General features: G+C 60.3%; 13 protein-coding genes and 2 tRNA genes. 5 read left to right on the forward strand and 10 right to left on the reverse strand.

Features of this window, described 5'->3' with window-relative positions; genetic code table 11:
• Nucleotides 1-110 precede the first annotated feature (110 nt).
• A complete protein-coding gene (locus RE429_RS16365; RefSeq protein ID WP_414471776.1) occupies nt 111-1,268 on the reverse strand; it encodes a glycosyltransferase domain-containing protein in 1,158 nt (385 codons plus the stop codon).
• A gap of 105 nt (nt 1,269-1,373) precedes the next feature.
• Nucleotides 1,374-2,681, reverse strand: coding sequence for a nucleotide sugar dehydrogenase (locus tag RE429_RS16370; protein WP_414471777.1), 1,308 nt, complete (start codon nt 2,679-2,681; stop codon nt 1,374-1,376).
• A 324-nt stretch (nt 2,682-3,005) separates the two neighbouring features.
• On the opposite strand from RE429_RS16370, the gene RE429_RS16375 reads away from it, so the two are divergent.
• Nucleotides 3,006-3,899, forward strand: a complete 894-nt coding sequence (locus RE429_RS16375) for a glycosyltransferase family 2 protein (RefSeq protein ID WP_414471778.1) — start codon at nt 3,006-3,008, stop codon at nt 3,897-3,899.
• 63 nt (nt 3,900-3,962) lie between these two features.
• Here RE429_RS16375 and rfbA read toward each other — a convergent pair whose 3' ends face one another.
• From rfbA to RE429_RS16400, 5 genes are all read right to left on the reverse strand, one after another.
• Nucleotides 3,963-4,850, reverse strand: a complete 888-nt coding sequence (rfbA, locus tag RE429_RS16380; protein ID WP_414471779.1) for a glucose-1-phosphate thymidylyltransferase RfbA — start codon at nt 4,848-4,850, stop codon at nt 3,963-3,965.
• Nucleotides 4,851-4,982: 132 nt separating this feature from the next.
• Nucleotides 4,983-5,540, reverse strand: a complete 558-nt coding sequence (gene rfbC, locus RE429_RS16385) for a dTDP-4-dehydrorhamnose 3,5-epimerase (RefSeq protein ID WP_414474225.1) — start codon at nt 5,538-5,540, stop codon at nt 4,983-4,985.
• 60 nt (nt 5,541-5,600) lie between these two features.
• Nucleotides 5,601-6,662: a dTDP-glucose 4,6-dehydratase gene (gene rfbB / locus RE429_RS16390; RefSeq protein WP_414471780.1), complete on the reverse strand. Its 1,062-nt coding sequence runs from the start codon at nt 6,660-6,662 to the stop codon at nt 5,601-5,603.
• Nucleotides 6,663-7,163: 501 nt separating this feature from the next.
• The gene (locus RE429_RS16395) at nt 7,164-8,648 is read right to left on the reverse strand and encodes a phosphomannomutase (protein ID WP_414471781.1); all 1,485 of its coding nucleotides are present in this window, start codon (nt 8,646-8,648) and stop codon (nt 7,164-7,166) included.
• Nucleotides 8,649-8,998: 350 nt separating this feature from the next.
• Nucleotides 8,999-9,073 (reverse strand) — tRNA-Gln (locus RE429_RS16400).
• 156 nt (nt 9,074-9,229) lie between these two features.
• Here RE429_RS16400 and RE429_RS16405 point away from each other — a divergent pair.
• Nucleotides 9,230-9,306 (forward strand) — tRNA-Pro (locus RE429_RS16405).
• Between the two features lie 788 nt (nt 9,307-10,094).
• A complete protein-coding gene (locus RE429_RS16410) occupies nt 10,095-10,481 on the forward strand; it encodes a GNAT family N-acetyltransferase (protein ID WP_414471782.1) in 387 nt (128 codons plus the stop codon).
• 97 nt (nt 10,482-10,578) lie between these two features.
• On the opposite strand, the gene RE429_RS16415 is transcribed toward RE429_RS16410, so the two are convergent.
• Entirely contained in the window at nt 10,579-11,634 is a 1,056-nt protein-coding gene (locus RE429_RS16415; protein ID WP_414471783.1) for an acyltransferase family protein, read from the reverse strand.
• A gap of 315 nt (nt 11,635-11,949) precedes the next feature.
• Between RE429_RS16415 and RE429_RS16420 the strand changes: the two genes are divergently transcribed.
• Nucleotides 11,950-12,708 carry a metallophosphoesterase family protein gene (locus RE429_RS16420; protein WP_414471784.1) on the forward strand — a complete coding sequence of 253 codons (759 nt, stop codon included), beginning with the start codon at nt 11,950-11,952 and terminating at the stop codon, nt 12,706-12,708.
• A 115-nt stretch (nt 12,709-12,823) separates the two neighbouring features.
• Here RE429_RS16420 and RE429_RS16425 read toward each other — a convergent pair whose 3' ends face one another.
• On the reverse strand, nt 12,824-13,147 hold the full coding sequence (locus tag RE429_RS16425) for a hypothetical protein (RefSeq protein WP_414471785.1): 324 nt from the start codon (nt 13,145-13,147) through the stop codon (nt 12,824-12,826).
• A gap of 585 nt (nt 13,148-13,732) precedes the next feature.
• On the opposite strand from RE429_RS16425, the gene RE429_RS16430 reads away from it, so the two are divergent.
• The gene (locus RE429_RS16430; RefSeq protein ID WP_370439361.1) at nt 13,733-14,128 is read left to right on the forward strand and encodes a DoxX family protein; all 396 of its coding nucleotides are present in this window, start codon (nt 13,733-13,735) and stop codon (nt 14,126-14,128) included.
• Nucleotides 14,129-14,184: 56 nt separating this feature from the next.
• Here RE429_RS16430 and RE429_RS16435 read toward each other — a convergent pair whose 3' ends face one another.
• The gene (locus RE429_RS16435) at nt 14,185-14,877 is read right to left on the reverse strand and encodes a hypothetical protein (protein WP_414471786.1); all 693 of its coding nucleotides are present in this window, start codon (nt 14,875-14,877) and stop codon (nt 14,185-14,187) included.
• Between the last annotated feature and the right edge of the window lie 166 nt (nt 14,878-15,043).

Genomic DNA, 15,043 nt, shown 5'->3' on the forward strand with positions numbered 1-15,043 from the left:
TTGGCACGCAAAAAGAGGCCTAGATGTGAGCGGCACTTCCGGTTGAAAGCATGGGCTCCTGAAATGCCGGTTTTCTGTAGTTTTCTAAGTACCGACAACATCATCAAAACCTAGCCGTTTGCTGCAGGTACTTGCTCAGGATCTGTAGGATTGGCGCTTCGGATAGGGGCAGTGACGGCTCCGAGCCGCAAGAGCATGTCTGGAACAATCAACGCGCGTGCATAGCTGTGAGGGTAATATTTGAAATCCGCGTGGTCCCGCACGGAGTCCCCCGCGGGCAAAATATGCACGATCCCAAGTTCAGGATGCTTGTGAGTGACCCAGGCAAGCCCAAGTTGGTCCCGGCGACTGAACCGCTCGATTTGCTGCCACCATAACCGAAAGGCCTCAGGCGTTGCCCTGCTCAGCAGGGAGACAACCATGAAGCCGGTCTCGTACAGAGGTTGGTTCGCAGCTAATCCGCGGGCGCGATAATGGTCAACCTGCTCCTGGATTACCTTCGCGGAGTCCTTTCCGAGCTGTCGGCAAGCCTCTGCCTCGTCATAAAAGCAGGGGCGATGAGGATGCGCCACCAGGCCGAGGTCGCCGCCCGTGACCCGGATCATCTCCACATAATTGTGAAGGTCTCCTTTCAGAATGATGTTGGCGTCGAGCCAGACGGCGACTTCGTGGTGGGGAAACAGTTCATGAGGATGCAGCTTTACATAGCGGGCAACCCGCGTCGGATCGGCGTGCTGATAGGGGGCCGCGCGCATCTGCCAAACGCCATAAGTGTTGCGGGGCCGATCGGTAAAGCAGACGTAATCGATATCGGGGTCGATCCGCTCGGGAAGCAGCAGATTGTCGTATTCGCCGAAAATGGCCGTGTACAAGACGATCTTGCGCTGCTTCCCGTGGGCTGAATTGTGCTGGTAGGCTGCAATTTGCCTCTCGATATCTTCACTGACATGCCAGCGATTATCCAGAAGAGTTCGAGAGGCTTGCTTGGGCAAGGCAGTCGCGAGGGCATCCTTGATCCCCGCGACACACTGCCTTCCCCATGCCGCCAAGCGTGGAAGACGGCGCGCCAGGAAACGCAAAGGCACCGTCATTTTCCAGTATAGGGAGTTCTGCATTCCCCTGATTTCGGATTGCAGACTCCTGATACTGCCCTGCAGGATCTCGATCTCTTCTTTCAGCCTTCCGATCTCCGCACGCAAAGCGTCTGGATCACGCCCGTGGAGCGGAGCTTGATTTTGCCTCTCCTGCTGAGGAGCCTCGTCAGCCATCTACTCTCGTGTCCTGCCATTCAGCGCCGGCGACATGGAAGCCAAATGCCCAGTGCCCGTATCCGGGATGAAAAAGATTGGACTTCTTTGCAACCGGTGCCGACTTCACGCCTTCACCACATTGGGCCGGGCTCCCAGGTATCGTCCACGGGTGTCGACGATCAGCTTGGAATGGCTTTCGATGGTTTCGTAGTCGAACTTGTCATGATCCGTCGCCAGCAGCACCAGATCGTAGCTCGCGAGCACTTCCGGCGTCAGATCGACACTGGCCAGATCGAACGAGTAGCGCCTCATTTTGGGGAATGTCGGCACATGCGGATCGCTATAGGCAATATGGGCGCCCTTGGCCTGCAGAAGGCTCATCAGCTCCACAGAGGGAGACTCCCTCATGTCGTCGACGTTCTTCTTATAGGCGATGCCGAGAACGAGGATCCGGCTGCCCCGGATCGACCTCTCGCGTTCGTTCAAGGCATCGGCAATCTTCTCGACCACCCACTCGGGCATGGCGCTGTTGATCTCGCCCGCAAGTTCGATGAAGCGTGTATGCACGCCGTATTCCCGCGCCTTCCAGGTGAGATAGAACGGGTCGATGGGGATGCAGTGCCCCCCCAAACCGGGGCCCGGATAGTACGGAACGAATCCGAACGGCTTGGTGGCGGCCGCACGGATCACCTCGTGGATGTCGATTCCCATCCGGTCGGCGATGATCTTCATTTCGTTGACCAGGCCGATATTGACGGCGCGGTGGATATTCTCAAGCAGTTTGGTGAGTTCCGCCGCCTGCGTCGAGCTGACCGGCACCACTGTATTGATGACCTGCTCATAAAGGGCGAGGCCCGCCTCCAGACAGGACGAGGTCGTGCCGCCGCACACTTTCGGAATGGTATGCGTGCTGAACTTCGCATTGCCCGGATCCTCGCGCTCGGGCGAGAACACAAGGAAGAAGTCTTCCCCGACCTTGAACCCGGCCCTCTCGATCCGTGGCCTGAGCTCCTCCTCGGTCGTTCCGGGATAAGTCGTGCTCTCCAAGGACATCACCTGACCGCTCCTCAAATGCGGCACAAGGGCATCGACCGTGGTCAGCACATAGCTGAGATCAGGCTCCCGGTACTTGTTCAAGGGTGTCGGAACGCACAGGATCAGGGCATCGACCTCTCTTGCCTTTGAAAGATCTGTCGTGGGCTCAAAGCCGCTTTCAATAGCTTTTGCGATGCCTTGAACAGGAATGTGCTCAATATAGGTCTGCTTGTTCTTCAGAATATCGACCTTGGCCTGGTCAATATCGAAGCCGACGACCTTATAGCCTACTTCGGCGTATCGGATCGAGAGCGGCAACCCAACGTAACCGAGCCCTACGACACCGATCACGGCAGTCTTGTCATTCAGTTTCTTAAGCAGAGCATCTTTGTGCATTGCGAATCTCGACCTTAGCCTTGTTGGGCAGCATTTCCTATGGAAATCATCGGGTTAGGGCGCCAAGATCCAGACAGCGCACAGGAGGCGCTCCCCGAAAGAAGGCTGCGACCCCCCGCCGCGAAACGGATGACAGCCGCCGTCACGCCGCTATACCTTCTCAGTCCCGCACCAGCAACCCTTGGCAATATTATTTCTCTATCTGGATCGGGAACCCGGCCGTGACTGGATCGGGCAGGAAACCACCGAAGCGGGCTTGTAGTCACCGGTTGCCCCCTCTCAGGGATCGATCTACTAGACACAGTTCGACACGGGAGGACGAGGGTGCGCATTTTAGCCGTTGCCGTAACCTACAACCCGGACACTGGCATGCTCACCCGTGTTCTCGACTCGATTGCCTCCCAGATCGACGGGATCGCGGTGGTCGACAACGGCTCGGCCAACGTGGCCGAGATCGGTCGGATCGCCCAAGGCGTGGGAGCACGGGTCCTTTCAAACGCTCAGAATCTAGGAATTGCAGCCGCGCAGAACCAAGGCGTCGCCATGGCGCGCGAAGATGGCTTCACGCATGTGCTCCTGCTTGACCAGGACACGATTCTTGCGCCTGGAGTCGTGGCCGATCTGGCGCACCAGCTGTCGTTTCTGGAAAGGGAGCATGGCAAGGTTTCGGCCATCGGCCCCGCCTACTTCGAGCGTCACAGCAAGCAGCAGACGCGCGCCTATCGGGCCAACGGGCTCCGCCTATCAAGGATTTCCCTTGAAAATCAGACCCGACCGATCGCGAGCGACTCCATCATTGCGTCAGGATCCTTGATCCCCCTCACGGTCTTGGAGCAAGTCGGAGAGTTCAAAGAGGACCTCTTCATCGATCTCGTCGACGTGGAGTGGTGCTTCCGCGCTCGGGCAGCCGGATACGCCGCGTTCATCGCACCGAGCGCGGTGGTGGATCATCATCTGGGCAGCGGCACCGTCAAGATCGGACGCCGTCAGATTGCCGTCCACGCGCCGGTCCGGAATTACTACTGGGTCAGGAATGCCCTTTGGCTGGCCCGCCAGCCCTATACACCTCTGGCGTGGCGTCTCTACTTCATCAGCAGAAGCCTTGCCTTTCTCGGGGCTTACACCACGCTCGTCGACAGGAAGCGCTTAAGGCTGCAACTGATGGGGCGAGGCATCCGGGATAGCTTCAAAGGTCGCTTCGGGCGTATCCGCCCGTAGCGGAGGCCCTGTCCGCAAGCCCTGGCGGCCTCCGCAGGAGAGGTCTCTCGGTCATGCGCTGCGCTATGAGCCTGGCACCGCAGACGCTCCCGCGGCGATGCCCAGGAGATACTGACCATAGGTGCTTTTCGCAAGCTTGCCGCCGAGTTCGGTGAGCTGCTCGCGGCTGATCCAGCCGGCCGTGAAGGCAATTTCCTCCGGACAGGCAATCCGGAACCCCTGCCGCTTTTCGAGAGCGCGTACGAACTCGGCCGCTTCCACGAGGCTATCGGGAGTTCCCGTGTCCAGCCAGGCGTAGCCTCGGCCCATCAACTCCACCTGGAGCTGGCCCATTTCAAGGTAGGCCCGGTTCACATCCGTGATCTCGAGCTCGCCCCGGGCCGAGGGCTTGAGCCCGGCCGCGATGTCGACCACCTGATGGTCATAGAAGTATAGCCCCGTGACCGCCCAGTTGGAGCGCGGGGCCTTGGGCTTCTCTTCGATGGAGACGGCCCTGCCGCTGGCATTGAACTCGACGACGCCGTATCTCTCCGGGTCAGTGACATGGTAGGCGAATACGGATGCTCCGGAGGTGCGCCCGGCAGCCGAGCGCAGAAGCTCGGTCAGACCATGACCGTAATAGACATTATCTCCCAGGATCAGGACCGACGGTCCGCCGGCCACGAATTCCGCCCCGATGATATAGGCCTGAGCCAGCCCTTCCGGCTTTGGCTGCTCCGCGTAGGACAGGCGAATGCCCCATTGCTCGCCCGAACCCAGGAGATGCCGGAAGCGTGGCAGATCGTCCGGTGTCGAGATGATGAGGATCTCCCGTACCCCTGCCAGCATGAGTGTGGTCAGGGGATAATAGATCATCGGCTTGTCGTAGATGGGGAGCAGCTGCTTCGACATCACGTATGTCATCGGGTGCAGACGCGTGCCGCTCCCACCAGCCAGGATGATGCCCTTCACGTTGATCCCCTTTCGTCGGCAGCCGGGTCAGCGGCTGCATCAATGATCCAGTTCAGGTGCAGAGGATGCCCGATCCGTGAAAGGACCCCGTCAATTCCCCTGACGCTGCCGGCGCCTCGTATGTCCCGGCCATCAATCGAAATAGACGGGGAGTTCCGCAAGCCGCGGCTGCATTCGGTCCTTGTCCGACAGAATCGCCTGCCCTTGCGGCACAGGCCATTCGATCCCCAGCGCCGGATCGTCGAAGGCAATACCATGGTCGTGGGCTGGCGAGTAATCGGCAGTGACCTTGTACTGGATTTCCGTGTCCGGTTCGAGGGTGCAGAAACCGTGAGCGAATCCGACCGGGATCAGGAGCTGACGCCCGCTTTCTCCTGAAAGCTCCACCGCTACGTGCCGTCCATAAGTGGGGGAGGAACGCCTGATATCCACGGCCACATCGAGGATGCGCCCCCGCGCGACCCTCACGAGCTTGGCCTGAGCAAAGGGATGACTCTGAAAATGCAACCCACGGATGGTTCCGACAGCGGCCGACAAGGAATGGTTGTCCTGCACGAACTCCTCAGTGATCCCTGCCTCGAAAAACCGCTTTCGGCTATACGTTTCGGAAAAGAATCCGCGGTGATCGCCGAAACGCTTCGGCGTGACGATCTTCACGTCCGGAATCGCAGTCGGCTGAACATTCAGCATCATTAGTCTCCAGCTTTGCTCTGCCCAACCCTTTCAGGAGAGCATCCGGCCGTGACGCTCTCAGGCGCCGATACCGAGACGCTCGCCCCGATATCCTCCGGAGCGGACCCTTTCCCACCATGTCCGGTTCTCGAGGTACCATTGCACTGTCTTGCGGAGCCCGGTTTCGAAGGTCTCCGCAGGCCGCCAGCCCAGATCGCGCGCAATCTTGGTGGCGTCGATCGCATAGCGAAGGTCATGTCCCGGGCGATCGGCGACATAGGTGATCAGTCCTTCGCGGGGTCCGATTCGCGCATCGGGAGCCATCTCGTCCACCAGTCCGCATATGGTCCTGACCACATCGATGTTCCTGCGCTCGTTCCAGCCCCCGATATTATAGCTCTCGCCCACCCTGCCCCTCTCGGCCGCCAGGATGAGCGCCTCCGCATGATCGTCCACATAGAGCCAGTCGCGCACGTTCCTGCCGTCGCCGTAGACCGGCAGCGGCTTGCCCTCCAGGGCGTTCAGTATCATCAGAGGGATCAGTTTCTCGGGAAAGTGATACGGCCCATAGTTGTTGGAGCAGTTCGTCACGATGGTCGGCAAGCCATAGGTGTGGTGCCATGCACGAACGAAATGGTCCGAGGCTGCCTTGGAAGCGGAATACGGGGAATTGGGTTGATAGGGATAGCTCTCGTGGAACAAGCCTTCCTCGCCCAGGGCTCCGAAGACCTCATCGGTCGAGATGTGATGGAACCGGAAAGTGTCGCGGCGTTCTCCGCTGAGGGTTCGCCAGTAGCGCAGACTCTCCTGCAGCAGGACGAAGGTGCCGACCACGTTGGTCTGCACAAACTCTCCCGGGCTGTCGATGGAGCGGTCCACATGGCTTTCTGCCGCCAGATGCATGACCATGTCGGGCTGAAAGTGCCCGATAATGTCCCGCATCCGGGCAGCATCCGCGATATCGGCCCGCTCGAAAGCGAAGCGGGGGTCGTTCCCACAAGAGGCAAGGGAGTCGAGATTGCCTGCATAAGTGAGCTTGTCCACTACCAGCACCCGATGGGGTGTCGAGGCGATCAGACGACGGACAACGGCAGAACCAATAAACCCGGCCCCGCCGGTCACCAAAAAGCGTTTTCTCATTTTGGCACTCTTTCTGCCGTCTGTTTCGAAGCTCCTGGAGCCTGGGCGAACGACAGAAATTCTAGATGGGTCCGGAAGTCAAGATGCGCCCTTAAGCCCAAGAGAGGCTCCAAGCGATCGAAAAGAAATGCAATCGATTATGCTCGCTTGAGATTCATCAATTTCAGTTTCCAATCTCCATACGTCTAAATAATTCTTAACATATGCTGTCCAAGTGCCCGACTATCTCTAACGGTAACGCAATTCTACATAATTATAGAACGTTATCGCCAAGCAATATACTTGGGTCGTGTTATGCCCTCCGTCATTGAATGTATTGCCGCCGCCCATAGGCGGATATTCTGTCTATGATATCACCTATCAGGTCTTTGGATACATTGATCCGGAACACCACCCATCGGCCCGGAACTCTCCAGGCGACCGGACCCCTCAGGCGAGACCGTTCAAACGGATGATTGTCCGGAGTGACCATCGGTTCGCCAAGTTGACGCAAAGGCTTGGTCAGCCTCCGGTCTGGCGCGTCGCGACGGAAAGGCCCCAATCGAGAAGGCTCTCTGCGCGGGACGGACTTGCAGCCTCGACATAGACACGCAGTTCCGGCGCATTCCCGGACGCGCGGAAGTGAACGACCTCCCCGCTGCCTGCGGTGACACGTAGCCCATCCATCGCATCGAGGCTGGCTGCGCCACCGAGGAAGGCGAACAGGTCATGGCGAAATTCGATGTCCTGCTGAATGCGGGAAAGAAAGGATCCCGTCTTTTCGCTTGCGACATTCTTCAGGCGATTGCTTGCAGCAGCCTTGAAGGAGAAGTCCGCCGCAACACCGGAGAGCGGCTGCGCGCGCGCGGCAACCTCGCTCAAGACGCAAAGAATTGGCAACATGGCATCACGGGTAGGAAGCGCCCTGAGGCAGCGCCCTTCCTGCGAGACATCGGAGCCAAGCAGCACACCGCCATTGGCTTCGAACCCAACGATCACCCGCGCATCGGATCCTGTCGCCTCGCTCATGCCGTCGATCACGTAGGGAGACCCGACTTTCGTCCGGATGACGCGCTTGAAAGCTCGGGATGCTTCCAACGCCGAATTCGACGTGACAGGCGTCACGATCACATCGGCGCCGAGGCGGCGCGCTGTGATGGCCCCGACAAGGTCGCCACGCAGAAACGCCCCCGTTTCATCGGCAATCAATGGACGATCCGCATCGCCGTCGGTCGAGACGATCGCATTGAGCGACATGATGCCTGCCCATTGCCGGGCCAGGCTCTCGTCCTCCGGCCGCAACGCCTCCGTATCGACGGGAATGAAGCTCGTTGCGCGGCCGAGCGCGATCGCCTGCGCGCCGAGGGATTCCACGACGTCGACGAGGATGTCGCGCGCCACGGAGGAATGCTGGTAGACGCCGACCGTGAGTCTCGACAAGGCCCCGGCGCCGAAGAAATCCAGATAGCGCGCCTTGTAGGCGGCGAGCATGTCCGCATCCGGAGTTCCGATCTGGGATGGCGGAACCGCATCAGGAACAGGCGGCACACTTTGACAATTCAACCTGGCATGATGCGCCAGGATGCGGACTTCATCCTGCTTGCCGATTTCCCCCTCAGCCCGGTAGAATTTCAAGCCGTTGCGGTCGTCCGGGATATGGCTCCCCGTGACCATGATGGCAGGAACGCCTTGCCGCAAACCATGATAGGCCAGCGCCGGCGTCGGCAATGCACCGCACGCGACCGGGAGCAGGCCAGCGTCTCGTAATGCCGCGCAACAAATCTGTGCAATGCTTGGGCTGCTGGCGCGCAGGTCCTGCCCGACCAGCACCATCCCGTTCATGCCCTCCGTGGCGCCGTCTTCCTTGAGCACTTCCGCAAAGGCGCGCGTGTAGGCATATGCCGGGACTCCATTCAGCTCCGTGACAAGCCCTCGCAGCCCGCTGGTGCCGAATTTCAGAGAGCTTTCGCCTGGAATTGCCGATTGAGGTGCATCTGCCTGGGTCATCAGCAGATTCATACGGTCATGGAGACGGCGGCGTCCAGGGGCCTGCCCGGATCCTTCGGGTTACTCCGGTGAAGCGATCACGGCTCGTTCGGAAAGTAGTCCTCGCCGGCACGTCTGTCACCACCGCTCCAGGCTCGACGCAGCCCATTGCCGGGCCATCGGGCTTCAGATGCCAAAGGCAAAGCTGCAGGACGACGGCTGAAGGCGACGCAACGCGCGCCATGAGCTTGTCGATGCCGGTCTCAGAGCCACATGCATCGAGCAAGGCCCTGCCATTGAGGGGTCGACAGCCCTCTCATCCTCCAGACACGCCCGTGCCTTGGCAAACAATCCGCGGAATGTGGGGAGTATGGCTGGGGCGCCAGGATTCGAACCTGGGAATGGCGGTACCAAAAACCGCTGCCTTACCGCTTGGCGACGCCCCAATGGTGGGCGTGTACATAATCGGCGGCACCGGTCCTGGCAACCCGATTTTGCGACGGCCCTGCTCTGAAAAGATATCTGCCGGGACATGCAAATCCCCCTTGCGGCATCCGTCCCCCGTCGCTATAAGACCGGCCTCCCCGATGAATAATCGGTGTCGGAGTGTAGCGCAGTCTGGTAGCGCACCTCGTTCGGGACGAGGGGGTCGTAGGTTCGAATCCTATCACTCCGACCATTTTCCCGCTTCTGGATCAGTTCCATATGATGTGTGGCGGTCGTCCGTGGAAATCCGCGGACCGCTTCATGGACCGGCTCAAGCTCCAGCATCGGACGTGACATCGAACCCATCCGATGCGGCAAGTCTATGGTCTTGCACATCTTTTCACGAAAACCGGTTCCCATTTTTCACGTTCGATGCTCTCTCTACCCTGCGTGACCGGGAACGTGAAATGATCGCGGAGGGGGTCACCCGGCTCGATCAGGGCTCCCAGCGATCGCTCAATCCAGCTCGGCAGCCCCCTGCGGACAGCGTATCGAACCTGCAAGGCTCTATGCTGATCGGGACAATCCCACCTGAAGACAACAGAAGGCCCGGAAGCTCCGCCAGCCCGGAGGCCGGCGAGCGAATCGTCCAAGGTCTGCGCCGCATTCCCCGCTTCTCCGCGAACGCATGACTGCGGTAGCCCCCGGATAGAAGCCTGCTCCCCGAGCTTCGGGAGCAGGAAGATCTTCAGGCCAGTCTCATCGAGCCCACTAAGCGAGCTGACCAGCCAGCGAGCGTCTTGTTCCTGGCCACGATCTCGACTTCCTGGCCACGATCTCGACAGCTCGGCGGAAAGCGGCCTCTATCTCCTCAGGCCCGAAAGCCCCCGACGATACAAAGTCCGTGAGCAATAGGCCATGCTGTGGGATTTCGATGACCAAGGCCCGGTCCTGGCTGACCGGGATCGGACTCTCGACGAAATGAGGCTTGTGTTACCTTCTGACAGAAGGCATCCTCCCCTTCCATTGAAGGGGGTCCAAATGCGAATTCGTCCGGTGGTCATTGGCGACGCTAGGGTTCTCTTCGATTGGCGGAACGATCCCCTCACCCGGGCCATGTCCCGCACCACTGATCCAGTGGAATGGGATCGGCATGTCGCGTGGCTCACCCGCCGCCTGGAGGCCCCCGAGCCCCATCTTTACATCGCCGAGGTCGATGGGCGCCCTGTAGGAACCATTCGCATCGACGGCGAAGAGGTATCCTATACCGTTACTCCTTCAGAGCGCGGCAAGGGCTATGCGGTCGAAATGCTGCGATGGGCGCGGGAGAGGTTTGGAATGCTGACGGCCGGGATCAAGCCGGAAAACGAGGCGTCCATCCGGGCGGCCGAGAAAGCGGGCCATAACGTGCGCCTCCTGCGGGACTGAAGCCCTGCGCAGAGCGTCCAAATCTTCTGTCGCTGTCCCTCGCGCCATCCATTCTTCGTCGCGACGAGAGAAACAAGGGAGTCGTCGCAAGGGGACTCTACCGCTGCGGCTGCCTTGAAAGGGACCTGGGTTTGCCCCTGGTCGAAAGCGACCGCTGACGGAGCCACTGCGTTACGGGTTGGTCAAGGAGCCTATGGACCATCTCTGCGACGATCACTGAGGCCATCATCACGGCAATCAGGTAAACCCAAGGGGCGGCAGATACCGGTATAGCGAGCTTTATCGCGATCATGCGACTGCCCCAAATAACCAATGTATGCAGGAGATACAGCGCGTAAGACGAGTCCCCCAGGCGTGCGAGAGGACGAAGCCACATCGGCGGTGGACCGAACTTCCCTAGGGTTGCGCCAGCGACGATGAGAAATGCCGGGACCCCATAAACATAAATGCGCTCCCACTTGGAAGGGTAGCCATCGCCGATTTGAACGAAGTAAACGAAAACCGCGATACCAATCATCGCGGCTGCCATGGGCCAAGGCAAGCGCAGCCCCTCCTTGTAGGCGAGCCCGACACCAAGGCCAAATACGAAATTCAGGATTATTGGCTGGGACAGGAACGTAAGAGCATCAACGGCCGCTAGTGCTCCTCCGGCGGCAACGATTCCAACAAGGACCAGGATGAGACCACAGACCGCGAAACGGCGTGGAAAAACAATCCCTATCGAGAACAGAAGGTAGAAAAACATCTCGTAGTTCAGGGTCCACCCAACAGGGTGGCTCGGCTGCATTACGCCATCAGGGCGTGGATAGGGAATGAAGAAATACGACGCTAACGTATGTGCTAAGGTAAAACCGCCGCCGACACCGAGAACATAAAGCGAGGTTGTCGCCCAATACAACGGGACGATCCGGATCAATCGCCGTAACAGGAAGAGCTTGGTTGCTCCTGGTTGTCCAAAGAGGCGGTCTGACGAAACCACCATGATGAATCCGGAGATGACAAAGAATATATCGACGCCGGCGGATCCTATGACAAGTTTAGGAATTGCATGTGGAAGCCCGAACCCTTCAGCCAGATTAAGTTGAATGTGATGCCCTACAACCATCAAGGCGGCCGCAGCTCGCAAGAGCTGGACAGAAAACAAAAAAAGCACGCTTGACCCCGATCGACGCAGTCATCCCAACAAGATGCGCTGTATCAGCGATGGGCTTGGCGTCAAAGTGCTACGATGGTGATGCCTGAAGATTATCCATTGCGGCGGCGACACAGGAAAGTTCAAAGACGTCGTATCGCATTATCGGACAAACCCCAGGGGCGACGTGCAGTTGATCGCGTTGTGTGCTGGTGCTGGCACAGCCGGAGCTGTATAGGACGAGAGCCATATTCGGCGACGTGGATCCCGTTCGCCGTCAAAAATGCGGCACACCAAATAGGAGAGCTGATCTCCCATCGAAAGATGGACAGAACCGTGCCGACAGGCCATGGAAAGCGCCGGCCCGTTTCGCGGTCCTCCTCCTATCGCCGCCACGAGGTCATCGTGAAGCTCGTCATCGTCTCCGACATTCACGGCAACTACGATGCCCTGCAGGCTCTTCCGGAGGATTACGACGAGCTCTGGGTGCTCGGCGACCTGGTCAATTACGGTCCTCAGCCGGCCGAGGTCATCGCCACAGTGGTCGCGCGGGCCTCACTGGTCGTACAGGGAAATCACGACCATGCGGTGGCCCACGACGACGATTCGGCCTGGAGCCCGCGCTATCGCGCCATGGCCGAAGCAACGCGGCGCTACACCTCTTCGATGCTGAGCGACGCGCAGAAAGCATTTCTGCGCGGCCTTCCGGAGCAGGTCCAGATCGAGCGCGACGGGACCACCTTCCACCTGCTTCACGGCACACCGGCCGATCCGCTTCGCGGACGCTGGCCGACCGATGAGGCGGAATGGGAAGCGGAACTCGCCGGGGTCACGGCCGATGTCCTTCTGTGCGGCCACAGCCATGTGCCGGTCCTCAGACGGCTGGGGGGCAAGACGCTGCTGAATCCCGGAAGTCTCGGCCAGCCCCGAATGGGAGGCGCCTGCGCAAGCTATGCGGTATGGCAGGACGGCGCGTTCGAACTCAAGACGTTCCACTATCCGGTCCAGGAGACGGTGCGAAAGCTGAGGGAACTCCCCTTGCCTGCAAAGATCGCGTCGGAGCTGATGGAGATCCTGCACACCGGCAAAGTCTAGGCTTCCTGCACGGCGCAAGAATACTGACGGTGCGAGTGGAGGCCCGGCTCATCGTCCGGCACCGAAGTGCCGCCTGCGTGAAAAGCGGATCCGGCTCCCGGTGCAGGGCGATGCGCTAATGGGTCGAGAAACGGCCGTTCTCGTCGTACGTCTCATAATGAAGAGTCTGAGCCGGAACGGCCTCCAGCTGATGGGGGGCTTTCGGCCAGTCCTGAACCGTCTCGTGCGCCTGCGGCATGTAGCGCGGACGGAAGCGCAGATCGACCAGGGATCGCAGTTCGGGCGCTGCCAGGTCGAGCACGTTGGCGTCGCGCCAGCGGCGGTGCAGTTTGGGACGGCCCGTCATGCGTCCCCAGAAGCCCTGCACCTCCTCCTCGACCTGCAGGATGATGCGGCCCCTGAAGGTCTTGCGGAGATTAAAGCGTCCTGTCAGAGCCATTCAACTCTCCCAACTTGAGGTGTTCTGCAAAGGCGGCGTTCCAGGGCCCAGGTTGCGGCCCAGTTTGCCGAACAGGGCCAAGAATCCTGACCTCCCGGTTCGCCGGACTTGCCGTTACAGGCCAATGCAAGCGCAGGCTTTGAGGTTCCGGCTCGTGCGCAGGAACCGAAGGTCGCAATGTCGAGAGGAGATGTTCCGCACCGATTCAATCGGTTCTCGGCCTTCGCGGCGATGAGCCCGGCGATCGGTGCGGGAGAAGGACGATCGCCGGGCCGGAGGGAACGCAGGGTACTGGGAGGACCATGAGCTCCTTCTTCAACGACGCGGGCGCGGCGTGAGATCGATCGTGACGAGTTGTCCGGTGCGAGGATCGAGGATGGTCATGGCGGCCTCCTGTGCTGTTGACACAAAGGAAACGCCGCAGGGCGGCGAACGATCAAAGCCTTCTGCCCGCATGGTAAGCAATTCGTTACCGGAGCGTGTGCTTTCACACCTGGAAAGGCGGAAGCCCGGCCTTTAACCGGAGGCATCGCAGATGGCGCGGATCCACCGGCGCCGTCGTGACAACGACCGGAGATATTTTTGATGCATTCAACCTCGTTCGAGTCCGTATGGACGCCGCGCCTTCTCAGCATCCTGCGCATCGTCGCGGCGCTGATCTTCATGGCGCACGGCACTCAGAAGATTCTCGGCTTCCCCACGGGCGCCTCCCCGGCCATGTTCAGCCTCCCCTGGATCGCGGGCGTGCTCGAACTCTTCGGCGGGGGCCTTCTCGTTCTCGGCCTCTTCGTCCGCCCCGTGGCGTTCCTGCTCTCGGGCCTGATGGCCTGCGCCTATTGGATCGCCCACGCGCCGAAGAGCGTCTTTCCCGTGCTCAACGGCGGGGACGCGGCGATTCTCTACTGCTTCGTGTTTCTCTACTTCGTGGCGGCCGGCGGCGGCATCTGGAGCCTGGACAATCTGCTGCGCAAGACCCGCTGAGCGGGCACCGTTCAGACGATGGAAGGCGGGAGACCGAAGAGGCCTCCCGCCTTTTTTCATGGCTGCTCCTTGCCCGAGCCCGTCATGCGGCGAAGGCGCTCGTCCTCGAGTTCGACGTGCAGAGTGTGGTCGTCTTCCTCATCGAGCGGATTGGGCATGAGATCCGTGGTCAGGCCCGTCGTGGTCGAGGCGGCCGCTCCGATCGGGGGAGCGGCCCCTTGGGAGCGCCAGTCCGTCTCCCGCTCACCCGGCTCGATGCGCCCTTCGTCGTCCAGGATATTGACGACGCGCTCGATCTCCGCCTCGTCCACGCCCACCGTCACGAGGGTTCCGCCCTGGCGAACCCCATCCACATAGGCTTTGGCCTGGTCCTCGCTCAGACCGGAATCGGCCAGGGCTCCCATGAGCCCGCCGACCGCGGCCCCTGCCCCGGCGCCGACGAGCGTCGAGATCAGCCATCCGGCTCCGATCACCGGGCCGAGCCCCGGAACCGCCACCGTGCCGAGTCCGGCCAGGAGACCCGCGCCGCCGCCCGCGATCGTGCCCGCCGCCGCCCCGGCGCCGGCGAATTCGTGATTCAAATCCTCGTCGTCCAGCGAGCGGGTCGCATGATGCGAGGAAACGTTGTCGGTGTTGTTCGAGATCAGGCTGATCTCGAAATGGGGAATATGGGCCGCCTCCAGCCGCTGCACGGCCTTGGCTGCCTCGTCGTAGGTGTTGAAGAAGGCAGTGATTCTGCGCTCGGCCATCGGTTCGTCTCCAGGATTTCTCGGCTGTCCTGAATAGCTAATGAGCGCTTGATGGGACGGTTCCGGCCTTTCTTGCGTCCCGCGGCCAAGTTCTGTTGCAACACTGCGCGCCCGTGACGCCTTCCTGTCCTGGAGAAATATTGTTAGTGTTCGACAAAAGAACGCC

This window comes from Microvirga sp. M2 (assembly GCF_047497095.1).
Classification (GTDB): Bacteria; Pseudomonadota; Alphaproteobacteria; order Rhizobiales; family Beijerinckiaceae; genus Microvirga.